General features: G+C 73.6%; 23 protein-coding genes and 2 riboswitches. Of the genes, 13 read left to right on the forward strand and 10 right to left on the reverse strand.

Features of this window, described 5'->3' with window-relative positions; all coding sequences use genetic code 11:
- Window positions 1-9 precede the first annotated feature (9 nt).
- Window positions 10-133, forward strand: a riboswitch (cobalamin riboswitch).
- A gap of 62 nt (window positions 134-195) precedes the next feature.
- Both ACFW01_RS06020 and ACFW01_RS06025 read left to right on the forward strand, forming a co-directional pair.
- Window positions 196-591, forward strand: a complete 396-nt coding sequence (locus tag ACFW01_RS06020) for a (2Fe-2S) ferredoxin domain-containing protein (RefSeq protein WP_234958879.1) — start codon at window positions 196-198, stop codon at window positions 589-591.
- 24 nt (window positions 592-615) lie between these two features.
- Complete coding sequence (locus ACFW01_RS06025; protein ID WP_234958882.1) at window positions 616-1305, forward strand: (2Fe-2S)-binding protein; 690 nt, start codon at window positions 616-618, stop codon at window positions 1303-1305.
- 9 nt (window positions 1306-1314) lie between these two features.
- On the opposite strand, the gene ACFW01_RS06030 is transcribed toward ACFW01_RS06025, so the two are convergent.
- The gene (locus ACFW01_RS06030) at window positions 1315-3963 is read right to left on the reverse strand and encodes a SpoIIE family protein phosphatase (protein ID WP_234958887.1); all 2649 of its coding nucleotides are present in this window, start codon (window positions 3961-3963) and stop codon (window positions 1315-1317) included.
- Window positions 3964-4035: 72 nt separating this feature from the next.
- Entirely contained in the window at window positions 4036-4608 is a 573-nt protein-coding gene (locus ACFW01_RS06035) for a GNAT family N-acetyltransferase (protein WP_234958888.1), read from the reverse strand.
- Between the two features lie 279 nt (window positions 4609-4887).
- On the opposite strand from ACFW01_RS06035, the gene cbiE reads away from it, so the two are divergent.
- Genes cbiE through ACFW01_RS06050 form a run of 3 tightly spaced genes read left to right on the forward strand, consistent with a single transcriptional unit; the run spans window position 4888 to window position 7257 of the window.
- Window positions 4888-6147, forward strand: a complete 1260-nt coding sequence (gene cbiE, locus ACFW01_RS06040) for a precorrin-6y C5,15-methyltransferase (decarboxylating) subunit CbiE (protein WP_234958892.1) — start codon at window positions 4888-4890, stop codon at window positions 6145-6147.
- Window positions 6144-6893: a precorrin-4 C(11)-methyltransferase gene (cobM, locus tag ACFW01_RS06045; protein ID WP_234958898.1), complete on the forward strand. Its 750-nt coding sequence runs from the start codon at window positions 6144-6146 to the stop codon at window positions 6891-6893. The genes cbiE and cobM overlap by 4 nt, the downstream gene beginning before the upstream one ends.
- Window positions 6883-7257: a glyoxalase superfamily protein gene (locus ACFW01_RS06050; RefSeq protein WP_234958899.1), complete on the forward strand. Its 375-nt coding sequence runs from the start codon at window positions 6883-6885 to the stop codon at window positions 7255-7257. Before cobM ends, ACFW01_RS06050 begins: the two co-directional genes overlap by 11 nt.
- Window positions 7258-7281: 24 nt before the next feature.
- On the opposite strand, the gene ACFW01_RS06055 is transcribed toward ACFW01_RS06050, so the two are convergent.
- The gene (locus tag ACFW01_RS06055; RefSeq protein WP_384502484.1) at window positions 7282-8400 is read right to left on the reverse strand and encodes a cobalt-precorrin-5B (C(1))-methyltransferase; all 1119 of its coding nucleotides are present in this window, start codon (window positions 8398-8400) and stop codon (window positions 7282-7284) included.
- Window positions 8401-8459: 59 nt separating this feature from the next.
- On the opposite strand from ACFW01_RS06055, the gene ACFW01_RS06060 reads away from it, so the two are divergent.
- Window positions 8460-9242 carry a cobalt-precorrin-6A reductase gene (locus ACFW01_RS06060; protein WP_234958911.1) on the forward strand — a complete coding sequence of 261 codons (783 nt, stop codon included), beginning with the start codon at window positions 8460-8462 and terminating at the stop codon, window positions 9240-9242.
- Here ACFW01_RS06060 and ACFW01_RS06065 read toward each other — a convergent pair.
- From ACFW01_RS06065 to cobG, 3 genes are read right to left on the reverse strand one after another with little or no spacing between them, the layout of a single operon-like run.
- Window positions 9227-10723, reverse strand: a complete 1497-nt coding sequence (locus ACFW01_RS06065) for a precorrin-2 C(20)-methyltransferase (RefSeq protein WP_234958913.1) — start codon at window positions 10721-10723, stop codon at window positions 9227-9229. The two genes, ACFW01_RS06060 and ACFW01_RS06065, sit on opposite strands and share 16 nt — an antisense overlap.
- A complete protein-coding gene (locus ACFW01_RS06070; protein WP_122617922.1) occupies window positions 10720-11391 on the reverse strand; it encodes a precorrin-8X methylmutase in 672 nt (223 codons plus the stop codon). Before ACFW01_RS06070 ends, ACFW01_RS06065 begins: the two co-directional genes overlap by 4 nt.
- Entirely contained in the window at window positions 11388-12695 is a 1308-nt protein-coding gene (gene cobG, locus ACFW01_RS06075; RefSeq protein WP_384502485.1) for a precorrin-3B synthase, read from the reverse strand. The genes ACFW01_RS06070 and cobG overlap by 4 nt, the downstream gene beginning before the upstream one ends.
- A gap of 55 nt (window positions 12696-12750) precedes the next feature.
- A riboswitch (cobalamin riboswitch) is annotated at window positions 12751-12899 on the forward strand.
- A gap of 29 nt (window positions 12900-12928) precedes the next feature.
- On the opposite strand from cobG, the gene cobN reads away from it, so the two are divergent.
- On the forward strand, window positions 12929-16564 hold the full coding sequence (cobN, locus tag ACFW01_RS06080; protein ID WP_384502486.1) for a cobaltochelatase subunit CobN: 3636 nt from the start codon (window positions 12929-12931) through the stop codon (window positions 16562-16564).
- 121 nt (window positions 16565-16685) lie between these two features.
- A complete protein-coding gene (locus ACFW01_RS06085) occupies window positions 16686-17327 on the forward strand; it encodes a superoxide dismutase (protein ID WP_384502487.1) in 642 nt (213 codons plus the stop codon).
- Between the two features lie 32 nt (window positions 17328-17359).
- Here ACFW01_RS06085 and ACFW01_RS06090 read toward each other — a convergent pair whose 3' ends face one another.
- The gene (locus ACFW01_RS06090) at window positions 17360-17980 is read right to left on the reverse strand and encodes a dihydrofolate reductase family protein (RefSeq protein WP_234959108.1); all 621 of its coding nucleotides are present in this window, start codon (window positions 17978-17980) and stop codon (window positions 17360-17362) included.
- A 168-nt stretch (window positions 17981-18148) separates the two neighbouring features.
- Here ACFW01_RS06090 and ACFW01_RS06095 point away from each other — a divergent pair, with 168 nt between their 5' ends.
- Complete coding sequence (locus tag ACFW01_RS06095; protein ID WP_234958931.1) at window positions 18149-18760, forward strand: DUF998 domain-containing protein; 612 nt, start codon at window positions 18149-18151, stop codon at window positions 18758-18760.
- An 18-nt stretch (window positions 18761-18778) separates the two neighbouring features.
- On the opposite strand, the gene ACFW01_RS06100 is transcribed toward ACFW01_RS06095, so the two are convergent.
- Window positions 18779-20242 (reverse strand): amidase, encoded by a 1464-nt coding sequence (locus tag ACFW01_RS06100; protein ID WP_384502488.1) that lies wholly within the window; start codon window positions 20240-20242, stop codon window positions 18779-18781.
- Window positions 20243-20368: 126 nt separating this feature from the next.
- Between ACFW01_RS06100 and ACFW01_RS06105 the strand changes: the two genes are divergently transcribed.
- Both ACFW01_RS06105 and ACFW01_RS06110 read left to right on the forward strand, forming a co-directional pair.
- The gene (locus tag ACFW01_RS06105; protein WP_234958944.1) at window positions 20369-20971 is read left to right on the forward strand and encodes a TetR/AcrR family transcriptional regulator; all 603 of its coding nucleotides are present in this window, start codon (window positions 20369-20371) and stop codon (window positions 20969-20971) included.
- Window positions 20972-21034: 63 nt separating this feature from the next.
- Window positions 21035-21568, forward strand: coding sequence for a GNAT family N-acetyltransferase (locus tag ACFW01_RS06110; protein WP_234958947.1), 534 nt, complete (start codon window positions 21035-21037; stop codon window positions 21566-21568).
- Between the two features lie 21 nt (window positions 21569-21589).
- Here ACFW01_RS06110 and ACFW01_RS06115 read toward each other — a convergent pair whose 3' ends face one another.
- Window positions 21590-22567 (reverse strand): helix-turn-helix transcriptional regulator, encoded by a 978-nt coding sequence (locus ACFW01_RS06115; RefSeq protein WP_384502489.1) that lies wholly within the window; start codon window positions 22565-22567, stop codon window positions 21590-21592.
- Between the two features lie 134 nt (window positions 22568-22701).
- On the opposite strand from ACFW01_RS06115, the gene ACFW01_RS06120 reads away from it, so the two are divergent.
- The gene (locus tag ACFW01_RS06120; protein WP_234959109.1) at window positions 22702-23097 is read left to right on the forward strand and encodes a RidA family protein; all 396 of its coding nucleotides are present in this window, start codon (window positions 22702-22704) and stop codon (window positions 23095-23097) included.
- Window positions 23098-23142: 45 nt separating this feature from the next.
- On the opposite strand, the gene ACFW01_RS06125 is transcribed toward ACFW01_RS06120, so the two are convergent.
- Window positions 23143-23796 (reverse strand): TetR/AcrR family transcriptional regulator, encoded by a 654-nt coding sequence (locus tag ACFW01_RS06125; protein ID WP_384502490.1) that lies wholly within the window; start codon window positions 23794-23796, stop codon window positions 23143-23145.
- Window positions 23797-24030: 234 nt separating this feature from the next.
- Between ACFW01_RS06125 and ACFW01_RS06130 the strand changes: the two genes are divergently transcribed.
- Window positions 24031-25935: an RICIN domain-containing protein gene (locus ACFW01_RS06130; protein WP_384502491.1), complete on the forward strand. Its 1905-nt coding sequence runs from the start codon at window positions 24031-24033 to the stop codon at window positions 25933-25935.
- Window positions 25936-26040: the final 105 nt, after the last annotated feature.

Genomic DNA, 26040 nt, shown 5'->3' on the forward strand with positions numbered 1-26040 from the left:
CGGCGGCCCGAGGAAGCCGGTGCGAATCCGGCGCGGTCCCGCCACTGTGATCGGCGAGCGAGCCCCCACACGACCACTGCCCGACCGGGTGGGAAGGGGTGGGGCGAGCGACGACCCGAGAGCCAGGAGACTCACGCGGTCGCCTCCTCGACGGACCACCGGGGCGGATCTCCCCGGGGAGAGGGACGATGCCGTATGCCCGCCCACACCGGCCCGGCCGAAACGACGCCCGGCGCACCCGCGGACCCGACGCCCGCACGCGTCGTCGTCTGCAGGGACTGCTGCTGCGGCACCCCGAAGATCATCGGCGTCGACCACGCGGCGCAGACGGCGCGGCTGCGGGCCCGGGTGCCCGTGCGGGTGTCGGACTGCCTCGACGTGTGCGAACAGGCCAACGTGATCGTCGTCCAGCCCTCCGCGGCGGGCCGCGCCGCCGGCGCCCGTCCCGTCTGGCTGGGACTGGTCAACGACCCCGACGCCACCGAGGACATCGCCGACTGGGTCAGCGCCGGCGGCCCCGGCGTCGCACCGCGGCCCGACATCCTCGACCTGTACGCCATCACGCCCCCGCGACGGGGCCCGGCCTCCTGACTCAGCGCTCACGAGGAGCAACCGGTGTGCACAAACGATCAGGCGCCGCCCGCCGACGTCACCGCGGCCCTGCACGACGCGGCCGCCCTCGGGGGCTTCTTCGTCCTGCGCGTCGGGGGTGGAGACACGGGCTGGCATCCGGTCGGCCACTCCTACGCGCGGGGTTTCACCGACCTCGCCGAGGCCGTCGCGCACCGCCACCGCGCGCCCGAAGCGCGGATCGGCGTGTCCATCGCCCACCTGGGTCACGCGGCACGACTCTGGTCGCCCGCCCTGGCCTGCGTACTCCTGCACGGCATCGTCCTCGACCTGAGCCGGCTGGAGCGGGCCGACGACGGCCCGGCCCTGCGCCTGCCCTGCCCCGCCGGTCTGCGCGGCGGCGGGGCACGTCCGTCTGCCGCCCTCGCGCTGTACGAGCAGGTGACGGCCCACCTGGAAGCGCTGGCCCAGGGGCTCCGGGTCAAGGTCGCCCCACGGCTGCTGGACGGCAACGCCGCCTCGGCGCTCGTCGAGGCGGCCCGCGCCCTGCTGGCCGCGCACCCCGCACTGCGCGAGCCGCTCACCGCCCTCACCGCCGAACTGCTGAACACCGGACGACTCGCGGGCACCGGAGAGATCACCGGACCGGACCTCACGTTCCGGCGCCGCAGTTGCTGCCTCTACTACCGTGCGCCGAACGGCTCGAAGTGCGGCGACTGCTGTCTGGCGGGGTAGCCGGGGCGCTCACGGCCCGTCGGGGTCCAGCGCGTTCAGGGGCTGTTCCGTCCAGATGACCTTGCCCTGCGCGTGGTACCGGGTGCCCCAGCGCCGGGCGCACTGGGCGACGAGGAACAGGCCGCGGCCTCCCTCGTCGGTGGTGGCGGCCATGCGCAGGTGGGGTGCCGTGCTGCTGCCGTCGGAGACCTCGCAGATCAGGCTGCGGTCGAGCAGCAGCCGGACACGCACCGGTTCGGCCGCGTGCCGGATGGCGTTGGTGACCAGCTCGCTGAGGATCAGCTCGGTGGTGAACGCCGTCTCCTCCAGGCCCCACTCCGTGAGCCGGCGCGTCGCGTCGGCCCGGACGCCGGCGACGGCCGAGGGGTCACGCGGCACGTTCCATTCGGCGACCCGGTCGGCCGGGAAGGCCCGGGTCCGGGCCACCAGGAGGACGATGTCGTCGTCGGGCCGGTCGGGGAGCAGCGCGTCCAGCAGCACGGCACAGGTCTCGTCCGGCGTCCGGTCCGCGCCGGTGAGCCGCCTGCGGAGCAGGTCGAGGCCCGCCTCGATGTCCCGGCCCCGGTCCGTCACCAGTCCGTTGGTGAACAGGACGAGCCGACTGCCCTCGGGAAGCCGGAACTCGGCCGGGGTGAAGGGCAGGCCACCGAGGCCCAGCGGAGGGCCGGGCGGCAGCTCGGGGAAGTCCACGCTGCCGTCCGGGCGGACGACGGCCGGCGGCGGGTGCCCGGCGCGGGCCATGGCGCAGTCACCGGAGACCGGGTCGTACACGGCGTAGAGACAGGTGGCACCGACGATGTCCGAACCGCTGCTCGTCTCGGTGCGGTCCCGGTCGAGGCCGGTCACCAGTTCGTCGAGGTGGCCGAGGAGTTCGTCGGGAGCCATGTCGAGCCCGGCGAAGTTCTGCACGGCGGTCCGCAGCCGGCCCATGGTGGCCGCGGCGTGCAGACCGTGACCTGCCACGTCGCCCACCACGAGGGCGACCCGCGCGCCGGACAGCGGAATCACGTCGAACCAGTCGCCGCCCACGCCCGCCTGCGCCGGCAGGTAGCGGTAGGCGACGTCGAGGGCGTTCTGCACCGGCAGTCCGTGCGGCAGCAGGCTGCGCTGCAGAGCCACCGCGACGGTGTGCTCGCGGTGGTAGCGCCTCGCGTTGTCGATGGCGACCGCGGCCCGCGACGCCAGTTCCTCGGTGATGGACAGGTCCTCCCGGGTGAACGGCTCCGAGCCCGCACCGCGCCAGAAGTTGGCCACGCCGAGCGCGACGCCCCGGGCGCGCAGGGGAACGGAGACCAGCGAGTGGATGCCGTAGGCGAGGACCCGGGGCGCGCGGTCGGGATCCTGCAGCTGCCAGCCGGCCTCCGCGCCCAGGTCCGCGACCAGAACGGCGTGTCCGGAGGCGAGGCCCGTCGTCGCGGGAGTACCGGGCCGAATGGTCATCGCCTCGCCGACCGGGATCAGCGGTGCGTCGTCGCGGACACCGTGCAGGACCACGCGGTGCATGACCAGGTCGCCCGGGGCGGCCTCCTCGCCGCGCATCACCGCCTCCAGCAGTTCGACGGTGACGAAGTCGGCACACTGGGGCGTCGACGCCTCCGCCAGTTCCTCGGCGGTGCGCACCACGTCGAGTGTGGTGCCGATCCGGGCACTGGCGTCGTAGAGGAGTTCCAGCCGCTTGCCGGCGCGCTCCGCCCTGCTCCGCTCCCGGTGCACCTCGGTGGTGTCCCGCAGGGTGGCCACCGCGCCCCTGGTCGTGTCGTCCCGGTCCAGCCGGCGCAGACTGACCGCCAGGAGCCGGTCCCCGGCGGTGTGCATCTCGTCCGTGCGGGTGTCGCCCGAGGAGAGCAGCTCGACGATGCCCGGGTCCAGCCCGAGGCGGTCGACGGGGAGCCCGTCGCACCGCTCGGGCAGGGCGAGGAGGCGCCGCGCCTCGTCGTTGGCGAGCACCAGGCGATCGCCGTCGACGATCAGCACACCTTCCCGGATGGTGTGCAGCACCGCGTCGTGGTGCTCGTACATGCGGGTGATCTCGACCGGCCCGAGACCGTGCGTCTGCCGCCGCAGCCGCCGGCTCACCAGGGCGGCGGCGCCCAGGGCCAGCGCGAGCGAGGCGGCGCCCGCGACCAGTAGGGCGGGCAGTTGGCGCTGGGCCGACTCGTTGACGTTGGTGATCGTGATGCCGACGGCCACACCGCCGACCACGCGGCCGTCGGCGGCCCGCACGGGGGCGTCGGCGTTCACCGTCGGGCCCACGCTCGTGTCGAACGTCCGGGTGACCGACCGGCCGCCGAGAACCTCCTCCAGCAGTCCGTTCGGGCTGATGACGCGTTTCCCGATCAGTGCCGGGTCGGGGTGTGTCAAGCGGATCCCCGCGTCGTCGAACACCACGACGTAGTCGACGTCGGAGGCCCTGCCGACGGCTTCGGCCCGGGGCTGGAGCACCGCGGTCGGGTCGGCTCCCGTGACCGCCGCAGCCGTGCCCGGAGCCATGGCGAAGGACTCCGCGACACCCAGGGCCGTGCGGCGGGCGTCGCCGGTGCTGTCGCGCTGCGCCTGGAACAGCAGGAGCACCACCGCGGTGACGATGAGCAGCACCGCTGTGCCGACCTGCAGCAGAAAGACCTGGCCGGCGATGCTCCGCCGTGGCAAGCGGTCCATAGCGTCAGTTTTCATCACTCACGCGGGTGCGACCAGTCAGGCCGCGCCGGGACCGACGCGTGACCAGGTCGCTCAGAGGGGAAGCGGCGCCGAGGAACGGGCCGGATGGTGCGGGCCGAGGAGCACGACGATGCCCCGGCCGTCGGGGGAGGGGTGGGTCACCTGGGTCCAGCCCCGGCGACGGTAGAAGGCCAGGGCCCCTCCGCCGCGGACCGACGTCAGCAGCCAGGCGCGTCCCCCGGGCGCGTCCTCGGTCACGGCGTCGAGCAGGCCGCCCGCGAGACCGGAGCCGCGGTCCGCTCGGCGGACGGCCAGTTCGTCGATCTCCCGGGCGCCGCACAGCCAGTCGGCGGTGCGGCCGGCGCCCAGGGCCGCGGCGGCCTGCGGGTGGCAGCGGTCGGTGGGGAAGGGGGCCGGGGTCGTCCACGCGGTGGCGAAGCCGGCGACCTCCCCGTCCCGCACGGCGGTCGCCGCGGTGAACCCGGGCCGGCGCACGTCCACCCGCAGCCGCGCCGCGAACTCCCTCGCCCTCTCCTCGTCCTCGTTCCAGGGCGGCGCGCAGAACGCGTCCGCGTACACCGAACGGAGCGCCTCGGTGTGCGCGAGCAGCCCGGTTCCGCGGTGGACGCGGATGCCGGAGGTCATCGTGCGGTCACCGGCGGTGGAGGGGAGAGGAGGGCGGCGCGAGGATCCCCCGCTCGCGCCGCCCGGTCGATGGCCGGCACCCGGCCGGCACGCATGGGCACCAGCACAGCACCCACCCCTTCCTGCACTGAACAAGCTGTTGCGAACAGTGTGCAATAAGAACACACCGATGTGCACGGGTGATGTGCACCCGAGCGGCTCCGCGCAGGTGGGCGCCCCGTAGAGTGCGTCTTCGGCAGAGCGCGTCTGCCGCCTTCCCGGACCCCGAGGTACCCAGCAGTGACCACCGCCCAGACCCCCGCACCGGCCGTCGTCGGGATCGGCGCCGACGGCTGGGAAGGGCTCGCGGACGCCGCGCGAGGGACCCTGCTCGACGCGGACGTCGTGATCGGCGGCGCACGCCAGCTCGATCTGCTGCCCCCGGAGTGCACCGGGGAACGGGTCGCCTGGCCCTCCCCGCTGCGGCCCGCGGTCCCCGGCCTCCTCGCCGCGCACGCCGGCCGCCGCATCGCCGTCCTGGCCAGCGGCGACCCCATGTTCTACGGCATCGGCCGCGCCCTCACCGAAGAACTCGGGCCCGGCGCCGTGCGCGTCCTGCCGCACCCCTCGTCCGTCTCCCACGCCTGCGCCCGCCTCGGCTGGCCCCTGGAGGACGTCGAGGTCGTCACGCTCGTGGGACGGCCCGCGGCCCGCCTCGCCGCCGCCCTGCACGAGGGCCGGCGTCTCCTCGTGCTCAGCGCGGACGCCACCACCCCCGACGAGGTCGCCGCCCTGCTCAGGGACCGCGGCTTCGGCCCGAGCCGGATGCGGGTGCTGGAACAGCTCGGCGGCGTGCGGGAGCGCACGACGACGCCGGCCACCGCCGAGGACTGGCCGCCGCCGCACCCGCCTGGCGACCCCCTCAACATCGTCGCCGTCGAGTGCCACCGTGCCCCGGACGCCCTGCGCCTGGGAGCGGTGCCGGGCCTGCCGGACGCGGCCTACGAGCACGACGGGCAGCTCACCAAGCGGCACATCCGGGCCGCCACGCTCGGCGCGCTGGCCCCCGCCCCCGGCGAACTCCTGTGGGACGTCGGCGGCGGCTCCGGCTCGATCGCCGTCGAGTGGATGCGTACGCACCCCGCCTGCCGGGCGATCACCGTCGAACGCGACCCGGCCCGCGCCGAACGCATCACCCGCAACGCCGAACGGCTCGGCGTCCCGGGCCTGCGGGTGGTGACCGGCGCCGCCCCCGAGGCGCTGGCCGGGCTGCCCCGGCCGGACGCGGTGTTCGTCGGCGGCGGCCTCACCGCGCCCGGACTGCTGGCCGCCTGCTGGGACGCCCTGCCGGACGGCGGCCGCATGGTGGCCAACACCGTGACGCTGGAATCCGAGGCGCTGCTGGCCGACGCCCACCGCCGCCACGGCGGCGAACTGGTCCGCCTGGCCGTGGCGCACGCCGTCCCCGTGGGCGGCTTCACCGGGTGGCGGCAGGCGATGCCGGTCACCCAGTGGGCCGTGGAGAAGACCGTCGAACCATCCGCAGGAGCAGACACATGACCGTGTACTTCATCGGTGCCGGCCCCGGCGCCGCCGACCTGATCACGGTGCGCGGCGCCCGGACGCTCGCCGCCTGCCGGGTCTGCCTGTACGCGGGCAGCCTGGTGCCGCGCGAACTGCTCGCGGAGTGCCCCACGGACGCGAGGCTGGTGGACACCGCGCGGCTCACCCTGGACGAGATCACGGCCGAACTGGTCCGCGCGCACGAGGAGGGCCACGACGTCGCCCGGCTGCACTCCGGGGACCCCTCGGTTTTCAGCGCGGTCGCGGAGCAGATGCGGCGGCTTGACGCGGCCGGGGTGCCGTACGAGGTGGTCCCGGGCGTTCCCGCCTTCGCCGCGGCGGCGGCCGCCCTGAAGCGGGAGCTGACCGTGCCGACGGTCGGGCAGACGGTCATTCTGACCCGCGTCGCCCAGCAGGCCACCCCCATGCCCGAGGGCGAGGACCTCGCCACCCTGGGCCGCAGCGGCGCGCTGATCGTGCTGCACCTCGCCGCCCGGTACGTGGACCGCGTGGTGGACGAGCTGCTGCCGCACTACGGCGCCGACTGCCCCGCCGCCGTCGTCGCCTACGCCTCCCGCCCCGACGAGCTGGTCCTGCGCGGCACGCTCGACGAGATCGCCGGGAAGGTGAAGGACGCTGGGGTGCTGCGCACGGCCGTCATCATGGTCGGGCGGACGCTCGGCGCGGAGCAGTTCCGCGACAGCCACCTGTACTCGGCGGAGAGGGACCGGCATGTCTGCTGAGTCCGCGGCACCGGCCGAGGAGGTCATCCCGGTCCTGCGGGTGCGCGACGCCGCGGCGGCGGTGCGCTGGTACGCCCGGCTGGGCTTCGCCCAGCAGTGGGAGCACCGCTTCGAGGCGGGATTCCCCGTGTACACGGAGGTCGCCCGCGGGCGGGTTCGGCTCCATCTGTCGGAGCACGAGGGCGACGCGCGCCCGGACACCCTGGTGTATCTGCGGGTCGCCGACCTCGACGCGGTCGCCGCCGAGTTCGGCGTCGTGCCCGAGGAGCAGCCCTGGGGACGGGAGCTCGCCCTCCGGGACCCGGACGGCAACCGCCTGCGGGTGGGCCCGGTGCGGGACGAGACCGGCCACGCGGACGGGTAGTCCCCTGTCCCGCGTGTCCCGCGCTCAGGCCACCCCGCTGCGGCCCACCACCGTCCCCGCGCGGTCGACGCAGATCACGTCGACCGCGACCGGCGCCCCGCGCAGCACGGCCAGCGCCTGGTCGCGGGCCGCCCCCGCCACCAGGTCGCCCAGCGGAACGCCGGCCGCCCGGCACAGCTGCAGGGCGGCGAGCCCGGTGTTGGCCCCCGCCACCTCGGCGGCCAGGGCCTCGTCGGCGCCGCCGCGCCGGGCGAGCCCGGCGAGGAAGCCCTTGTCGACCTGGGAGCGCCCGGAGTGCAGATCGAGGTGGCCGGCGGCGAGCTTGGAGAGCTTCGCGAAACCGCCGCACACCGTCAGGCGGTCCACGGGATGACGGCGGACGTACTTCAGTACCGCGCCCGCGAAGTCGCCCATGTCCAGCAGCGCGTCCTCGGGCAGCCCGTACTCCTCGACAACCGTCCGCTCCGAGGTGGAGCCGGTGCACCCCGCGACATGCGTACGCCCCGCCGCGCGGGCCACGTCCACCCCGCGCCGGATCGAGTCGATCCACGCCGAGCACGAGTACGGCACGACGATCCCGGTGGTGCCCAGGACGGAGAGGCCGCCGAGGATGCCGAGCCGGGGGTTCCACGTGGACCGGGCGATCTCCTCGCCGTCGTCGACGGAGACGGTGACCTCGACGTCGCCGCTGCCGCCGTACCGCTCGGCGACGCGTGCGACGTGGTCGCGCATCAACTGCCGGGGCACGGGGTTGACGGCCGGTTCGCCGACCGGCAGCGGCAGGCCGGGCCGGGTGACCGTGCCCACGCCCGGTCCGGCGCGGAAGACGACCCCGGACCCGGCGGGCAGCCGCCGCACCGTCGCCCGCACCAGCGCCCCGTGCGTGACGTCCGGATCGTCGCCCGCGTCCTTCACCACCCCCGCCATCGCGTGGCCGTCCGTCAGCTCCTCGGCCGCGAGCACGAAGGACGGCGTCTGGCCCCTGGGCAGGGTGATCGTCACCGGGTCGGGGAACTCACCCGCCAGCAGCGCCGTGTACGCGGCGGTCGTCGCCGCCGTCGCGCAGGCACCCGTGGTCCAGCCGGGACGCAGACCGGTGTGCTTGAGTTGGGCGCCGCGACCGCCCCTGGCCTCGCCGCTCACGTCCCGCCCACTCGTGTCCCACCAGAGGGACGAGACCGCAGAAAGGGAATGACCCAGCCGTGCACGTACTGATCCTCGGCGGCACCACGGAGGCCCGCCGGCTCGCCGAACTCCTGGCGGCCGAACACCTGCCGGGGCTCCGCGTGACGAACTCCCTGGCCGGACGGGTGGCCTCGCCCCGGACGCCGCCCGGCGAGGTGCGGATCGGAGGCTTCGGCGGAGCCGAAGGGCTCGCCGTGTGGCTCGGCGAGCACACCGTCGACCTGCTCGTCGACGCCACCCACCCGTTCGCCGGCACCATCAGTTTCAACGCCGCGCGGGCCGCCGCCACCGCCGGGGTTCCCCTGCTCGCCCTGCGCCGCCCCGGCTGGGCGCCGGTGGCCGGTGACGACTGGCACGAGGCCGGTTCCCTCGCGGAGGCCGCCGCGCTGCTCCCCGCGCTCGGCGGGCGGGTCTTCCTCACCACCGGCCGCATGGGTCTTGCCGCCTTCGCCGGTCTGCACGACCTGTGGTTCCTCGTGCGGTCGGTCGACGCGCCCGACGGACCGCGTCCGCCCCGCACGGAGGTACTGCTCGACCGCGGCCCGTTCACCCTCGACGGGGAACGCGAGCTGCTGCGCCGGCACTGGATCGACGTCCTGGTCACCAAGGACAGCGGGGGAGAGGCCACCGCGCCGAAGCTGGCGGCCGCCCGTGAGGCCGGGGTGCCGGTGGTCGTGGTGCGCAGGCCGCCGGTGCCCGAGGGCGTGCCGGTCGTGAGCGGCCCCGGAGAGGCGGCGCGACGGGTCCGGGAGGCACACGCGAGGCGCCGGCCGCCGGGCGCCCCTCACGTCTCCGGGTAGCGGCGGGGCGTCCACACGACCTCTTCGCCGTCGCCGCGCCGCACCACCCGCGTCTGGGACGAGCCGACCAGCAGGATCGTGCGCATGTCGACCTCGGCCGGATCCAGGTCCGCCAGCCGCACGATGCGCACCCGCTCGCCGGAGCCGCCCACGTCCCGGGCGACCACGACGGGTGTGTCCGGCGCCCGGTGTTCGAGGAGCAGCTCGCGGGCCTTGCCGACCTGCCAGGTCCGGCTGCCGGACCCCGGGTTGTACAGCGCCAGCACCAGATCGGCGCCGGCCGCGGCCCGCAGCCGCTCGGCGATGACCTCCCACGGCTTGAGCCGGTCGGACAGCGAGAGAGCGGCGTAGTCGTGCCCGAGCGGCGCCCCCGCACGGGCGGCGGCGGCGTTGGCGGCGGTCACCCCCGGCAGCACCCGCACCGGAACGTCCGCGTGCTCCTCGGCCGAGGCGGCCTCCAGCACGGCCGTGGCCATGGCGAAGACCCCGGGGTCACCGCCGGACACGACGGCGACCCGGCGCCCCCGCCGGGCCAGCCCCAGCGCGAACTCCGCGCGCTCGGCCTCCACCTTGTTGTCCGATCCGTGGCGCCGCTGACCTGCCCGGACCGGGACACGGTCCAGGTAGGTGGTGTAGCCGACCAGATCGTCGGCGGCGGCGAGCGCGCCCCGCGTCTCGGGCGTCAGCCACAACGGCCCGGCCGGCCCGGTCCCCACGACGACGACCTCTCCCACGGCATCCGGCTCCGGCACCGGCGGCTCGGCGTCCACCTGGCTCGGCAGCACCGCCACCGAGAAGTAGGGCACCGACTCGGCCTCCACGTCGGCCAGCTCCGCCAGGCGCTCGCCCGCCATCGTGGCCCGCTCGACATACCGCGCCTGGTCGAGCCGACCCGACCCCTCCAGCGCGCGGCGCACCTTGGCGAAGGTACGGCCGAGCTTCATCACCACGGCCGAATCCGTCGAGGCGAGCCGGGCCGTCAGCTCCTCCTCGGGCAACGTGCCCGGCAGGATGGTCAGCACCTCCTCACCCTCGACGAGCGGCGTGCCCAGCCGGGCCGCGGCGGCGGACACGGACGTCACACCGGGGATCACCTCGGTGTCGTACCGGTCGGCGAGCCGCTTGTGCATGTGCATGTAGGAGCCGTAGAAGAGCGGGTCGCCCTCCGCGAGGACGGCGACCGTGCGGCCCGCGTCGAGGTGGGCGGCGAGCCGCGCCGAGGCCTCGGCGTAGAAGTCGTCCATGGCGCCCTGGTAGCCGCCCGGGTGGTCGGTGGTCTCGACGGTGAGCGGGTAGACCAGCCGTTCCTCGACGTGGTCGGCGCGCAGGTGCCGCTCCGCGATGGAGCGGGCGATGGACCGTCCGTGCCGGGCGCTGTGATACGCGATCACGTCCGCCTCGGCGATGGCCTCGACCGCGCGCACGGTCATCAGGGACGGGTCGCCGGGACCGAGCCCGACCCCGTACAGCTTGCCGCTCATTCTTCCTCGCTCGCGATCGCGTTGAGTGCGGCGGCGGCGATGGCGCTGCCTCCGCGACGGCCCCGGACGACCAGGTGCTCCAGGCCCGAGGGGTGGGCGGCCAGGGCGTCCTTGGACTCGGCGGCGCCGATGAAGCCGACGGGCACGCCGATGACGGCCGCGGGCCTCGGCGCCCCCTCCTCGATCATCTCCAAGAGCCGGAAGAGGGCGGTGGGCGCGTTGCCTACGGCGACCACGGAGCCCTCCAGGCGGTCGCGCCACAGCTCCAGCGCGGCGGCGCTGCGCGTGGTGCCCAGCTCCGCCGCCAGCCCCGGGACGGCCGGGTCGGAGAGGGTGCACAGCACCTCGTTGTCCGCGGGCAGCCGCTTGCGGGTCACACCGCTGGCCACCATCTGCACGTCGCAGAGGATCGGCGCACCGGCGAGCAGGGCCTCGCGGGCGCGGGCCACCACCGTGGGCGTGTGGCCGATGTCGCGCACGAGGTCGACCATGCCGCAGGCGTGGATCATCCGGACGGCGACCCGGCTGACGTCGGCGGGCAGGCCCGTGAGGTCCGCCTCCGCCCGGATCGTGGCGAAGGACTGGCGGTAGATGGCCGCTCCGTCCTTCTCGTATGCGTGCGTCGTCACGGTGCTCTTTCCGCTGCTCTCGGTCGTCGTACGGCTCATGGGGTGATCGCCGCCAGTGCGGTGGCGAGATCGGAGGGGTCCGTCAGGACCGTGGTGCGGGCCGGTCCGCCGGGCGCGCCGACGCTGAGGCGGTAGCCGCCCTCGGGGACGGCGACCAGGTCGATCCGCTCGCCCCGCGGGTGTCCGCAACGGCGTTCGCAGCCGGACCAGTACAGGGGGAGCGGGGACCGGCCGGCGGCGGACAGACTGCCGGCCGCGTCTGCCCGCACGTCGGCGTGGGACTTCCCACACCCCGGGCGGCCGATGCAGGCACCGACGCGCGGCCAGGGGGAGGCGGCGTCGGTGACGAGGCCGGCGGCGGAGAGACGGTCGAGGGCGTCGGCGGTCTCCGTCGTGTCCAGCCCCCCGACGGGTACGACGACGCCGCGCCACGGCGTCAACCGCAGTTCGGCGTCCCGCGTCAGGGCGGCGACGTGCGTCAACTCCCTCCACTGCGGGCCGGTGAGACGGCCCAGCGGGACGTGTACGCACAGGGCGTCCCCGACGAGCCCGGGAGGCGGCCCGTCCGCACGGGGCGTGTCCGTCCGCTCCTTCACGTGGGCGACTCCCGCCTCGGACAGACGGCGGTCCACCGCCCGCGTCAGGACACGGGCGGGTACGGCGAGTTCGTCCACCCGCCACGCCCGCTCCCCGGACTCGCGCCCGACGCCGAGGAAGGCCTCGGCCGCCAGCAGCGCCGCCCGGGCCGCCTCGCCCGCGGCCACCCGCCAGGCGTCGTCCGTCGAGCCCAGCGCGACCAGCGCGTCGTCGTCGCCGGCCGCCCGTACGGTGACGTCGGCGCCGAGCCCGGTCACGTCCCCACGCCCGTCGTCGAGCGCGAACAGGAACCGGCCCGACAGCTCCCGCGTCCCGTCGCTCGCGCACAGCGCGGCGTCCAGGGCCGACAGCCAGGGCCGTACGTCCCGCAGACCGCGCCCGTCGAGGCCGGACAGCGGTGAGGCGACGATGTTGCGCACCCGTTCGTGCGCCGGCGAGGGCAGCAGCCCGGCCGCGTCCAGCAGCCCGGCGAGCTCCGCGCCGCAGCCGTCGCGCAGACCCCGCAGCTGCACGTTGCCCCGGGACGTCAGATGGAGGTCCCCGTCGCCCAGCCGCCGGGCCGCATCCGCCAGCGCCTCGGCCTGGACGACGCCCAGGACCCCGCCGGGTATCCGTACCCGGGCGAGGGCACCGTCGTCCGCGGCGTGCAGCCTCAGCGTCCCCGGGCAGGCGTCACCACGGTCCCGTGAGACCGCTGTGGCCTGGGAGGATGCGGAGGAGAGCGCCGAGGACATGGCGGCGAGCATACCGACCATCACACCGGTGGCACCGCCCGCCCTTCACGGTGGGACCCTTACTATGCTCCTGGGTGGATCATCCGGTCCGCCCACCGCCAGACGGCGACAGGGGAGGAAGCCGGTGCGAATCCGGCGCGGTCCCGCCACTGTGAGTCCGGCCACCCCGAGGGGCCGGACGAGTCAGGAACTCCCGCCGTCTCTCACCGCCCGGGGCGCGGACCCCGAGGAAGGGCAGACGCCGCATGCCGCATTCGTCCGGGGAGCGCGCCTCGCACCCCAGCATCCTGCTCCTGTCGACGTCCGACACCGACCTGCTGAGCGCCCGCGCCGCCACCGGTCCGGTCACCTACCGGTTCGCCAACCCCGCCCGCCTCCCGCTCGACGACCTGCCCGCCCTGCTGGACGGCGTCGGACTGGTCGTCGTACGCCTGCTCGGCGGACTGCGTGCCTGGCGCGAGGGTCTCGACCTGCTCCTCGCCGACGGCCGGCCCGTCGTGGTGCTCAGCGGCGAACAGGCCCCGGACGCCCAGCTGATGGAGGCCTCCACCGTCCCCGTCGGCCTCGCCGCGGAGGCGCACGCCTACCTCGCCCACGGCGGCCCTGCCAACCTGGAGCAGCTCGCCCGGTTCCTGTCCGACACCGTGCTCCTCACCGGCCACGGCTTCGACCCGCCGACGCCCGCCCCCACCTGGGGCCCGCTGGAGCGCACGCCTCGCCCCGACGCCGACGGGCCCACCGTGGCCGTGCTCTACTACCGCGCCCACCACATGAGCGGCAACACGGACTTCGTGCACGCCCTGTGCGACGCCGTCGAGAACGCCGGCGGACGGCCGCTGCCCCGCTACGTGGCCTCCCTGCGCGCCCCCGAGCCCGAACTGATCGAGGACCTGCGGGCGGCCGACGTGATCGTCACCACCGTCCTCGCGGCCGGCGGCACCAAGCCCGCCGAGGCGTCCGCCGGCGGTGACGACGAGTCCTGGGACGCCGGTGCGCTCACCACCCTCGACGTCCCCATCCTCCAGGCCCTGTGCCTGACCGGCTCCCGCGCCGACTGGGAGAGCAACGACGAGGGCGTCTCCCCGCTGGACGCCGCCAGCCAGATAGCCGTCCCCGAGTTCGACGGCCGCCTGATCACCGTGCCGTTCTCCTTCAAGGAGATCGACGAGGACGGCCTCCCCGCCTACGTCGCCGACCCCGAGCGCGCCGCCCGCGTCGCCGGCACCGCCGTGCGCCACGCCCGCCTGCGGCACATCCCGGCCGCCGGCAAGCGCCTGGCCCTGGTCCTGTCCGCCTACCCGACCAAGCACTCCCGCATCGGCAACGCCGTCGGCCTGGACACCCCCGCCAGCGCCGTCGCCCTGCTGCGCCGACTGCGCGAGGAGGGCTACGACTTCGGCGCCGACACCGACGCCGAGGTCCCGGGCCTGGCCTCGGGCGACGGCGACGAACTGATCCGCGCGCTCATCGAGGCGGGCGGCCACGACCAGGACTGGCTCACCGAGGAACAGCTCGCCCGCAACCCGGTCCGCATCCCGGCCGCCGACTACAAGCGCTGGTACGCGACCCTGCCCGCGGAACTGCGCACGGCCGTCGAGGAGCACTGGGGCCCGGCCCCGGGCGAGATGTTCGTCGACCGCAGCCGCAACCCGGAGGGCGACATCGTCCTCGCCGCCCTGCGCCGCGGCAACCTGCTGATCCTCATCCAGCCGCCGCGCGGCTTCGGCGAGAACCCCATCGCCATCTACCACGACCCCGACCTGCCTCCCTCCCACCACTACCTCGCCGCCTACCGCTGGATCGCCGCGCGGGCCGAGGACGGCGGCTTCGGCGCCGACGCGATGATCCACCTGGGCAAGCACGGCAACCTGGAGTGGCTGCCCGGCAAGAACGCCGGCCTGTCCGCCGCCTGCGGCCCGGACGCCGCCCTCGGCGACCTGCCGCTGATCTACCCCTTCCTCGTCAACGACCCCGGCGAGGGCACCCAGGCCAAGCGCCGTGTGCACGCCACCCTCGTCGACCACCTCGTGCCGCCGATGGCCCGCGCCGACTCCTACGGTGACATCGCGCGCCTGGAGCAACTCCTCGACGAGTACGCGCAGATCGCGTCCATGGACCCGGCGAAGCTCCCGGCGATCCGAGCCCAGATCTGGACCCTGATCCAGGCCGCCAAGCTCGACCACGACCTCGGCATGCAGGACCGCCCGGACGACGACGGCTTCGACGACTTCCTGCTGCACGTCGACGGCTGGCTCTGCGAGGTCAAGGACGCCCAGATCCGCGACGGCCTGCACGTCCTCGGCAACCCGCCGGCCGGCGCCGACCGCGTCAACCTCGTCCTCGCCATCCTCCGCGCCCGCCAGATCTGGGGCGGCACCACCGCCCTGCCCGGCCTGCGCGAAGCCCTCGGCCTCGACGAGTCGGCCGCCACCCGCACCACGGCCGACGCCGCCGAGGAGCAGGCCCGCGCACTGGTCCAGGCCATGGACGACGCCGGCTGGGACCCCGCCGCCGTACCGTCCGAACACGGCGAACAGGTCGCCGCGGTACTGGAGTTCGCCGCCCGCGAGGTCGTCCCCCGGCTGGCCGCCACCACCGCCGAGATCGACCACGCCGTGCACGCCCTGAACGGCGGCTTCGTCCCCGCGGGACCCTCCGGCTCACCCCTGCGCGGCCTGGTCAACGTCCTGCCGACCGGCCGCAACTTCTACTCCGTCGACCCCAAGGCCGTACCCTCCCGCCTCGCGTGGGAGACCGGCCAGGCCCTCGCCGACAGCCTCCTGGAGCGCTACCGCACCGACAACGGCGAATGGCCCACCTCCGTCGGCCTCTCCCTGTGGGGCACCAGCGCCATGCGCACCGCCGGCGACGACGTCGCCGAGGTCCTCGCGCTGCTCGGCGTGCGCCCCGTCTGGGACGACGCCTCCCGCCGCGTCACCGGCCTCGAAGCCATCCCCCACGAGGAGCTGGGCCGCCCGCGCATCGACGTCACCCTGCGCATCTCCGGCTTCTTCCGCGACGCGTTCCCGCACACCGTGGGCCTCCTCGACGACGCGGTACGCCTTGCCGCCTCCCTGGAGGAACCGGCCGAGGCCAACCACGTCCGCGCCCACGTGCAGGCGGACCTCGCCGAACACGGCGACGAACGCCGCGCCACCACCCGCATCTTCGGCTCCCGCCCCGGCACCTACGGGGCCGGTCTGCTCCAGCTCATCGACTCGCGCGACTGGCGCACCGACGCCGACCTCGCCGAGGTCTACAGCGTCTGGGGCGGCTACGCCTACGGCCGCGAACTCGACGGCCGCCCGGCTCGCGACGAGATGGAGACGGCGTACAAGCGGATCGCGGTGGCCGCCAAGAACACGGACACCCGCGAGCACGACATCGCCGACTCCGACGACTACTTCCAGTACCACGGCGGCATGGTCGCCACCGTCCGCGCCCTGCGCGGCACCGCGCCCGAGGCGTACATCGGCGACTCCACCCGCCCGGAGACGGTCCGCACCCGCACCCTGGTGGAGGAGACCTCCCGCGTCTTCCGCGCCCGCGTGGTCAACCCCAAGTGGATCGAGGCGATGCGCCGCCACGGCTACAAGGGCGCCTTCGAACTCGCCGCCACCGTCGACTACCTCTTCGGCTACGACGCCACCACGGGCGTCGTCGCGGACTGGATGTACGACAAGCTCACCGAGGCGTACGTACTGGACCCCGCCAACCGCGAGTTCCTCCAGCAGGCCAACCCCTGGGCCCTGCACGGCATCGCCGAGCGCCTGCTGGAGGCGGAGTCGCGCGGCATGTGGGAGAAGCCCGACCCGGCCGTCCTGGAAGCCCTGCGGCAGGTGTACCTGGAGACCGAGGGCGATCTGGAGGGGGAGGACTGACGCCCCGTCGGGGGCGGGTGCACGACGCCGGACCTAGGACCAACGGCTGATCAACAATCACCACCGACGCTGTTAGCGTGCAACTGCACATCATTGGCAATAACGTCGGAGGATGTTGGACATGGCGGTGTACTCGCTCCCGGAGCTTCCCTACGACTACTCGGAGCTCGAGCCGGTCATCAATCCGCAGATCATCGAGCTGCACCACGACAAGCACCACGCGGCCTACGTGAAGGGCGCCAACGACACGCTGGAGCAGCTCGCCGAGGCGCGGGACAAGGAGCAGTGGGGGTCGATCAACGGCCTGGAGAAGAACCTCGCCTTCCACCTCTCCGGGCACATCCTGCACTCCATCTACTGGCACAACATGACCGGTTCGGGCGGCGGCGAGCCGCTGGCCGCCGACGGCGTGGGCGACCTCGCCGACGCCATCACCGAGTCGTTCGGTTCCTTCGCCGGTTTCAAGGCGCAGCTCACCAAGGCCGCCGCGACCACGCAGGGCTCCGGCTGGGGCGTGCTGGCATACGAGCCGCTGAGCGGCCGCCTGATCGTCGAGCAGGTCTACGACCACCAGGGCAACGTCGGCCAGGGCTCCACGCCGATCCTGGTCTTCGACGCCTGGGAGCACGCCTTCTACCTCCAGTACAAGAACCAGAAGGTCGACTTCATCGACGCCATGTGGGCCGTCGTCAACTGGCAGGACGTGGCCAAGCGCTACGCCGCCGCCAAGGAGCGCGGCGACAGCCTCCTGCTCACTCCGTGACCGCACCGCTCCTGACGCGGAGGCCCTCCGCGTCAGGAGCGCACGCGGTAGGTCACGTGCGTGACCTGGGTAGCCGCGCGTGATGCCACCTGTTCCAGCCCGAGCGGCGGGACGCCCTCGAAGAGCCGGGTGCCGGCGCCCAGCGTGAGCGGCACGACGTGCAGCCTCAGCTCCTCGACCAGGCCGGCCGCGAGGTACTGGTTGACCGTGGTGGCCCCGCCCTGGACCTGCACGTCGCCGCCGCCTGCCGCCGCCCGCGCCTGTGCCAGCGCCGACTCGATCCCGTCGGTGACGAAGTGGTACGTCGTGCCCCCGGCCATCGCCTGCGGCTCGCGCGCGTGGTGGGTGAGGACGAACACCGGCGCGTGGAACGGCGGATCGTCGCCCCACCAGCCGTTCCACGGCCGGTCCCACTCGCCCCGCACGGGCCCGAACATGTTGCGTCCCATGATGAACGCCTTGGCGGCGGCCATCCGGTCCAGTTCGGCCCTGTTCTCGTCGGGCGTGTCGAACATCCAGGCGTGCAGCTTCGCGCCCGTGCCGTCCCCGCCGTCGTCGCCGAACGGGCGTTCCTCACTCTGGCCGTGCCCGGCCGAGTACCCGTCGGCCGTGACCGTGATGTCGCAGATCACCTTGCCCGTGTGTGTGGTGATGGCTCTCTCCTCGTCGTGAGGGTCGCTACGTCCGTACCGACCGGACCTCCGCACCGCCGCCGCGCCATTCGATCAGGTCCGAGGTCTCCACGTCGACGTCCTCCCTGCCTTGGCCCGCCACCGCGGGACGCGTGGCCACGCCTCCAGGTTCCGCTTTAACCTGGTTCGATGCGAGTTGTTCCCAGATGGGTCCTGCTCACCTCAGGGTGCGCGCCCGTCCTGCTGATCGGAGGCTGGACGGGCGCGGCGCTGTTCGAGGGGCCCGGCTACGATCCCGTCTCCCAGACGATCAGCGTGCTGGGAGCCTACGGAGCCCCGGGATTCTGGGTGATGTCGGCGGCGTTCCTCGCCCTGGGCGCCTGCCATCTGCTGACCGCCTGGGGGCTGCGGGCCGCCGCCACCGCAGGCCGGGTGGCGCTGGCCGGCGGCGGTCTCGCCGCTCTGGGCGTGGTGGCGCTTCCCGCGCCGAGCAGCGGGGGGTCCCTGCACCACGGCGCGGTGGCGGTCGTCGGATTCACCCTGCTGGCGGTGTGGCCGGTCCTCGCCGCCAACGGTGGTCCGGCGGCCCCGTGGGCGCTGCGGCTGATGCCCTCGATCACGGTGACGGCCCTGATGGCGGTCGGTGGGGCGTGGTTCCTGATCGAGATGCACCGGCAGGGCGACGTCGGCATCGCGGAGCGGGTCGTGACCGGCGTCCAGTCGCTGTGGCCGTTGGTCGTGGCCGCCTCCTGCCTCCGCCACGCCGGGAACCGGGTGCGGCGGGCCTCGGGCCGCCCGTAGCCCGCGCGGCGGTCCGGGTCACAGGGCGGTGCCGGGGCCGGGACGGCTCCCGGCCCGGACCGCGGGGGTGCGGTCCGTCCAGGGCTGGGCCCGTTCGAGTTGCCCCGCGAGGCGGAAGAGCAGGTCCTCGCGTCCGTGATCGGCGGCGAACTGCATGCCGACCGGCAGCCCCGTCACGGGGTCGGCGGTCAGCGGCACGGACATGGCCGGGTTGCCGGCCACGTTGAACGCCAGGGTGAACGGCGAACGGTCGTTGAGCCGGCCGATCCAGCCGGCTCCGTCCAGCGCCGACGCATCGTCGGTGTAGGTGCCCAGCGGCATCGGAAGTTCCGGGAGGGTGGGGGTGAGGAGGACGTCGTGGGCGGCGAAGTACTGCCCAAGGCTCCGCGCGACCGCGTTCCGTATCGCCAGGGCGGCGACGAACCCGGGGCCGCTGACGCGCTGTCCGTAGTGATAGCTGGTCAGGGTGGCCGGCTCGAGGGTGGAGGCGTCGGCCGGGCGTCCGAAGGCGGTGGCCACGGCGTCGACCGTGGCGGCGAGGTTGGCCGTGAACAGCCGGGCGGTGGCCGACACGAACTCCTCCCAGTCCGCTCCGAGACCGACCGTGGCCTCCCCCACCTGGTGGCCGAGGGATTCGAGCAGCCGCACGGTGCGGTTGAGGGCGTCGGTCACCGGCGGGGCGGTGCGGCGGCCGCCCCAGGCCTGGGTGAGGACGCCGATCCGCAGCGCGCCCGGCGCGCGGGTGACCTCCTCCAGGTAGGGGCGGGAAGGCTGCCGGGCGGCGTAGGGATCGCCGGGTTCCGGTCCGAGGATGCGGTCGAGCAGCGCCGCGCTGTCACGGACGGTCCGGCTCAGGCCGCCCTGCACGGCGAGGCCGTTGAAGGTCTCGTCGGCGTCGGGGCCCAGGGAGACGCGGCCGCGGGTGGGCTTCAGGCCGAAGAGCCCGTTGCAGGCGGCGGGAATCCGCAGTGAGCCGGCGGCGTCGGTGGCGTGGGCGAGCGGAACGACTCCGGCGGCGACGGCCGCGCCCGCGCCCCCGCTGGAGCCGCCCGCGCTGCGCTCCGGGTCCCACGGATTGCGGGTCGGACCGTACAGCACGGGCTCCGTGGTGATGCTGTAGGCCAGTTCCGGCGTCGCGGTACGGCCGAACGTCACGAGCCCGGCGCGGCGGAAGCGCCGCATCAGGAAGGAGTCGGCGGGGGCGACGTTCCCGGCCGCGAGGCGGCTGCCCAGCTCCGAGCGCCTCCCGGCCATGGTGACTCCGATGTCCTTGATGAGGAAGGGCACCCCGGCCAGCGGTGTACCGCCCGGAACCGGCTCGTCGTCGGTGGGCCAGGTCTCCACGACGGCGTTGACCCGCCCGTTGACCTCGAGCGTGGCCTCGCGTGCGGCCGCTGCTAGTTCGGCGGGGGTCACCTCGCCGCGGGCCGCCAGCCGCGCGAGGCCGACCGCGTCGAGACGCACGTACTCGTTCACTTTCATGGTCACTCCACAGGAGAGATCGGTACCGGACAGTCTCGGGTGATACCCAACGGTATCGTCCGGGACGGACTGGTACCGTAGCAGGAGGTGAGAGGGTCCCAGCCGAACGGACGCCGCGGAGGAGTCATGACATCGACCGTCAGAAGGCCGAGCAGGGTGGCGAAGCTGCCCCCTCGCGAGCGCATCCTCGACGCGGCCGAAGAACTCTTCCAGAGCGAGGGGATCCGGCGCGTGAGCGTCCAGGCCATCGCCGACAAGGCCGAGACCACCAAGATGGCGGTCTACCGGCACTTCGCGACCAAGGACGCCCTGGTGGCGGAGTGGCTGCGGATCGTCGCCGCCGACTACCAGGCCGCCTTCGACCGCGTCGAGGCCGACCATCCCGGCCGGCCGAAGGAGCAGATCATGGGCCTGGCCCGCTTCATCGCCGAGGGACTCCCGGCGATCTCGCACCGGGGCTGTCCCTTCATCAACTCCCTCGCCGAACTCCCCGACCGCGCCCACCCCGCACGGCAGGTGATCGAGGAACACAAGGCCCGCCAGACACGCAGGCTGACCGCCATGTGCGTCGAGGCCGGGATGACGGACCCCGAACAGACCGCGGCCCAGATCACCTTCCTCCTCGAAGGCGCCCAGGTCAGCACACAGAACGGAAGCATCGACCGGGCGGCGGACCGGCTGCTGAGGATCGTCGAGGGGATCCTGGACCCGCACGCCACCCTCGGCTGAGGGGACTCAGCCCGGCAGGGAAATCGGATTGCCTTGCGAGGCACCGCTGGCTTGGCTGAGCGCATGACCGAACTGCGTACCGATCGCCTCGTCCTCCGCCGCTGGCGCGACTCCGACCTCGCACCGTGGGCGGCGATGAACGCCGATCCCGAGGTGCGGGAGCACCTGGGCGACCCGCTCACCCGTGAACAGAGTGACGCCTCCGTCGCGCGCTTCCAGGCCGATTTCGACCGGCGGGGTTACGGGTGGTGGGCCGTCGAGGTCCGGGCCACGGGCGAGTTCATCGGTTTCGCGGGGCTGGACGAGGTGGAGGACGGGCTGCCGTTCACCGGTGTGGAGATCGGCTGGCGGCTCGCCCGGTCGGCCTGGGGCCGGGGTTACGCCGGCGAGGCCGCGCGGGCCGTGCTGGCCCACGGCTTCGAGGTCCTGGACCTGCCCGAGATCCTCGCCGTGACGACCGCCACCAACGTCCGTTCCCAGGCGGTGATGCGCAGGATCGGCATGACCCGGGACGCGTCCGGCGACTTCGACGACCCGGATGCGCCCGAGGGCCCCCTGCGTCCGAACGTGCTGTTCCGCATCACCCGCGACGGCTGAGGAACGCCCTGGTCTTCCGGCTCACGTGTCCGTGTCCTCGTAGCGGGCGACGATCGCGGCGGCGCGGTCGCGCAGTGCGGTCCGCAAGGACCACGGGGCCAGGGCTTCCGCGTCCGTACCGAGCTGCCACAGCGCCCACTCGGCGTGCCGGGTGTCCTGGAACGTCACCTCCAGCCGCAGCCGGCCGTCCGCGTCGGGTTCCTCCGCGCGGACGGCCAGCGCGGTGTCCAGCAGCTCCTCGCGCCGCGCCGGGCTCACCCGTACCAGCACGGTGACGTGGTCGCCGCCGGAGAGGAACCGCGCGGAGCGTTCCCGCCAGATCCGGTCCAGATCGACCCGGTCCGGCCGCTCCGCGGCTTCGGGGAGTTCCTCGGCGGCCTGCATCCGGGACAGCCGGTAGGTGCGGTCCGCGCCCGATCTCGTGGCCAGCAGGTAGCTCTGGCCGCGCACGGTGACCAGGCCGATCGGGTCCACCGTGCGCCACTTCGGGCTCTGGTCCACCGCCGCGTAGTGGATGCGCAGCTTGTGTCCGGCGAGCACCGCGCGCCGGACCTCGATCATCGTGGTGCCGGACACCTGCTCGGCCGGCAGCCGACGGGAGAGCAGGTCGGTCTCCGGGTCGACCAGAAACCTCTGTGCCGCGTCGCTCGCGGTGGTCCGGTGGTTGGCGGGCAGCGAGTCGACCACCTTGCGCAGGGCCGAAGCGAGCGCCGGGCCGAGGCCGAACAGCGGCTCGCCGCGGCTCGATCCGGTGGTCAGCAGGGCGAGGGTCTCCTCGTGGTTGAGGCCGGTGAGCTCGGTCCGGAAACCGGGTGCCAGCGCGAAACCGCCGTGCCGGCCGCGTTCGGCGTAGACAGGGGCGCCGGCCGTGGACAGCGCCTCGATGTCGCGGAGCACGGTGCGGGTGGACACCTCCAGCTCGCGAGCGAGCGTGTCCGCGGTCAACCGACCGCGCTGACGCAGCAGAAGCACCAGTGAGACCAACCGGTCGGCGCGCACACCGGAACTCTATCCGAATACATGACCATCGGTGTCGTGATTCGTTGGCACGCTGGTCGGCACGCCGTCGAAGCCGGTGACCACCCGGCCGGCGGTCTCCGTACCCCGACGAACCGAATGGAGCTGACGTGGCAGTGGAACGCACCGCGGTCAACCCGGTGACCTGGTCGAAGGAACTGGGATTCAACCAGGGAGAGGTCGTCTCCGGTCACACCCGGACCCTGTACATCTCGGGCCAGACCGCGATGAACGGCGACGGCAAGCCCCAGCACGACGGCGACATGGCCGCGCAGTTGGCACTGAGCGTCGAGAACCTGGAGGCGGTGCTCGGCGAGGCCGGCATGTCCCTCGCGAACCTGGTCCGGCTCAACGTCTACACGACCGACGTCGATCTCCTGCTCCCGCACTACGGCGTGCTGGCGGCGCGGTTGGGCGCCGCGGGGGTGTCGCCCACCTCCACGATGCTGGGGGTCTCCCGGTTGGCGATCCCCGGCCAGCTGGTCGAGCTGGAGGGAACCGCCGTCGCGTGACGTGATCTCGCCGCACGCCCCTGCTGGTCGTGCCGGACGCCGGACTCAGGTGGAGAAGCGCTCCGGAGCCAGCGTGGTCAGCAGGGAGCGGATCACCAGGTCCGTCGAGGCGGCCATCTCGACCGAGTCGGGGTCGAGCAGCCACTGGATCTGGAGTCCGTCCATGACGGCGATGATCGCGTTCGCCGCGTCGTGCGCGCGGGCCGCGTCCGGCTCGGCCAGGCCGCAGGCCTCGGTCAGCGCGTCGGTGACGAAGGCGCGCAGTCCGGTGTAGCGGTCGCGGAAGTAGGCCTGCGCGGGGTGCTGTTCGGTGACGGACTCCGCGGAGAGGACCGCGTAGAGCCGGACGAGACCCTCCCGTTCGGCGTTGCGCAGCGCGGTGTCGACGAGGTGGCGCAGAAAGGCGATGCCGCGCGGGCGCTCGGGGCCCAGTTGCCCGATGTCTCCCTGGTCGCGCAGTTCGAGGACGCTGGTGAGCAGCAGCGCCTTGGAGCGGAAGTAGTGCAGGACGCCGGCCTGGGTCAGTCCGGCGCGGTCCGCGATCTCCGCCAGTGAGGCGTTGTTGTAGCCACGGGCGGCGAAGGTGTCGGTGGCGATCTCCAGGATGTCCTGCTGGCGCCGCCGGGCCTCGGGGCTGCGTGGTGTGCGGGGCCCGCTCTTGGGTCTGCGCGTGGGCCTGCCCACTGATTGGTCGCTCACGTGCGACAGCCTACGTTCCGTCAGGCGGCCCCATCGGTGGTCTTCGAACGGGTTGCCGCTAGTGTGACGCACACCACTTACTAAGTACTTAGTAGGTATGCTTTCATGGCGCCGTCATTCAGCTGAGGCTCCGTTCTCCGCGCCGGGGTCCGACCGGCTGGGCCGCTTCTCCGCACCGCCGTTCCCGGTCGCCGGTACGCCCCGCTCCCCACCGAAGCGAAGGAGATCCGCACCGTGTCGACCAGTACGAGAAACCGCCTTCCGAGATCCCGGTCCCGATTCCGTGCCTTACCCGCCCTCGCCCTGGCCCTCGCCGGTCTCGGGGCGGGCCTCACCGGGTCCGGAACCGCGCAGGCGGCCGACCCCGTCGCCCAGGTGTGGGTCACCACACCGGACGGCGCCAAGAGGCTCGCGGCCGAGGGGAACGTCCCCTTCACCGGCACGCCCCAGTCCGTCGACATCCGCGTCGACGCGGGCAGCAGGGGCCAGCGGTTCACGGGCGCGGGCGCGTCCGTGACGGGCGCCTCCGCCCGCCTGATCCAGAGCCTCCCGCAGGACAGGCGCGGTGAGTTGATGCGGTCGCTGTTCTCCACGGCCGGTGACGGCATCGGACTGAACTACCTGCGCCAGCCGCTGGGCAGCACCGACTTCGACGCGACGAACAGCCCCTACTCCTACGAGGACACCCCCGGCAGCTTCTCCATCGACCGGGACCGGGCCGAGATCATCCCCGTTCTCAGGCAGGCCACGGCCGTGAACCCGCAGATCCGCTTCATGGGTTCGCCCTGGTCCCCGCCCGCGTGGATGAAGAGCGGCAACTCCCTGAACGGCGGCAGCCTCAAGCCGGAGAACTATTCGGCGTACGCCGACTACCTGGTCAAGGCGATCAGGGCGTACCAGCAGGAGGGCATCGCGCTCACCGACCTCACGGTGCAGAACGAGCCCGAGTTCGCGACCAGTTACCCCTCGATGTCGATGACGTCGGCACAGCAGGCCGACTTCCTCAAGGTCCTCGACCCGAAGCTCACGGCGGCGGAGCTGCCGACCAACGTCCTCGCCTACGACCACAACTGGGACCATCCGAACTATCCGCTGGACGTGTTCTCCCGCACGGCGGGCATCGACCGCGTCATCGGCGCCGCCTTCCACTGCTACGGCGGACAGGTCTCCGCGCAGCAGCAGGTCGTCGACGCCGGCAAGCGCGTCTTCTTCACCGAGTGCTCCGGCACCGACAGCGCCGACACGAGCAGGACGTTCGCCGACACCCTGCGCTGGCACGCCGAGAACCTCGTCGTCCAGAACTTCCGCCACGGCGGCGAGACCGTGCTCACCTGGAACCTCGCCCTGGACCGGAACGGCGGCCCCCACCAGGGCCACTGCACCAACCGGTGCAACGGCGTGGTCGAGATCGCGGGCGGCGACGTGACCCGCAACGCCGAGTACTACGTGCTCGGGCACGTGAGCAAGTTCGTCAAGCCCGGCGCCACCCGCATCGGCTCCAGCAGCCAGGGCGCGGGCGGCGTGCAGAACGTCGCCTTCCAGAACCCCGACGGCTCCCGCGTCGCCTACGTGGTGAACACGGCCTCGGCGTCCCAGCGCTTCTCCCTCACCGACGGCGGCAGATCGCTGGCCTACACCCTGCCGGCCGGAGCCGTCGCCACCTTCGTGTGGAGCGACGCCGGCGGCGAGCCGACCGGTCCGATCGACCCCGCCTCCTGGTACCGGGTCGCGAACACCGGAAGCGGCGCGTGCCTCGACGCCGCCGACTGGGGGACCGCCAACGGCACCGCCCTCCAGCAGTGGGCCTGCGGCACCGGTGCCAACCAGTCCTGGCAGTTCCGCCCCACCGGCGACGGGTACTACCAGGCCGTCAACCGCCACAACGGCAAGGCATGGGACGTGGACGGCGGCTCCGGCGCCACCGCGGACGGCACCCGCGTCCACCTGTGGGACTACGTGGGCGGCACCAACCAGCAGTGGCGCCCCGAACCCACCGGCACCGCGAACCGGTACCGCTTCGTCGCCCGCCACAGCGCCAAGTGCCTGACCGTCGACAACGCCTCCACCACCAACGGAGCCCGCCTCGCCCAGCAGCCCTGCTCCCAGTCGACCGCCCAGACCTTCACGCTGACCGGCTGACCTGCGCGACCGCGCGGCCGGCGGACAGGCCGGGGTATCCCGGTCTGCCGCCGGCTGCTTCCGCTTGGAGTACGCGGGGGCATGACTCGGTGATCGGCAGGGCAG

This window comes from Streptomyces sp. NPDC058985, assembly GCF_042740985.1.
Classification (GTDB): domain Bacteria; phylum Actinomycetota; class Actinomycetes; order Streptomycetales; family Streptomycetaceae; genus Streptomyces.

Excerpts from the sequence above, each read along its gene's own strand:
- ACFW01_RS06020 (WP_234958879.1), top strand. The coding sequence starts at position 196 with ATGCCCGCCCACACCGGCCCGGCCGAAACGACGCCCGGCGCACCCGCG.
- ACFW01_RS06030 (WP_234958887.1), bottom strand. The coding sequence starts at position 3,963 with ATGGACCGCTTGCCACGGCGGAGCATCGCCGGCCAGGTCTTTCTGCTG.
- ACFW01_RS06035 (WP_234958888.1), bottom strand. The coding sequence starts at position 4,608 with ATGACCTCCGGCATCCGCGTCCACCGCGGAACCGGGCTGCTCGCGCAC.
- cobM (WP_234958898.1), top strand. The coding sequence starts at position 6,144 with ATGACCGTGTACTTCATCGGTGCCGGCCCCGGCGCCGCCGACCTGATC.
- ACFW01_RS06050 (WP_234958899.1), top strand. The coding sequence starts at position 6,883 with ATGTCTGCTGAGTCCGCGGCACCGGCCGAGGAGGTCATCCCGGTCCTG.
- ACFW01_RS06065 (WP_234958913.1), bottom strand. The coding sequence starts at position 10,723 with ATGAGCGGCAAGCTGTACGGGGTCGGGCTCGGTCCCGGCGACCCGTCC.
- ACFW01_RS06070 (WP_122617922.1), bottom strand. The coding sequence starts at position 11,391 with ATGAGCCGTACGACGACCGAGAGCAGCGGAAAGAGCACCGTGACGACG.
- cobG (WP_384502485.1), bottom strand. The coding sequence starts at position 12,695 with ATGCTCGCCGCCATGTCCTCGGCGCTCTCCTCCGCATCCTCCCAGGCC.
- cobN (WP_384502486.1), top strand. The coding sequence starts at position 12,929 with ATGCCGCATTCGTCCGGGGAGCGCGCCTCGCACCCCAGCATCCTGCTC.
- ACFW01_RS06085 (WP_384502487.1), top strand. The coding sequence starts at position 16,686 with ATGGCGGTGTACTCGCTCCCGGAGCTTCCCTACGACTACTCGGAGCTC.
- ACFW01_RS06095 (WP_234958931.1), top strand. The coding sequence starts at position 18,149 with ATGCGAGTTGTTCCCAGATGGGTCCTGCTCACCTCAGGGTGCGCGCCC.
- ACFW01_RS06100 (WP_384502488.1), bottom strand. The coding sequence starts at position 20,242 with ATGAAAGTGAACGAGTACGTGCGTCTCGACGCGGTCGGCCTCGCGCGG.
- ACFW01_RS06105 (WP_234958944.1), top strand. The coding sequence starts at position 20,369 with ATGACATCGACCGTCAGAAGGCCGAGCAGGGTGGCGAAGCTGCCCCCT.
- ACFW01_RS06110 (WP_234958947.1), top strand. The coding sequence starts at position 21,035 with ATGACCGAACTGCGTACCGATCGCCTCGTCCTCCGCCGCTGGCGCGAC.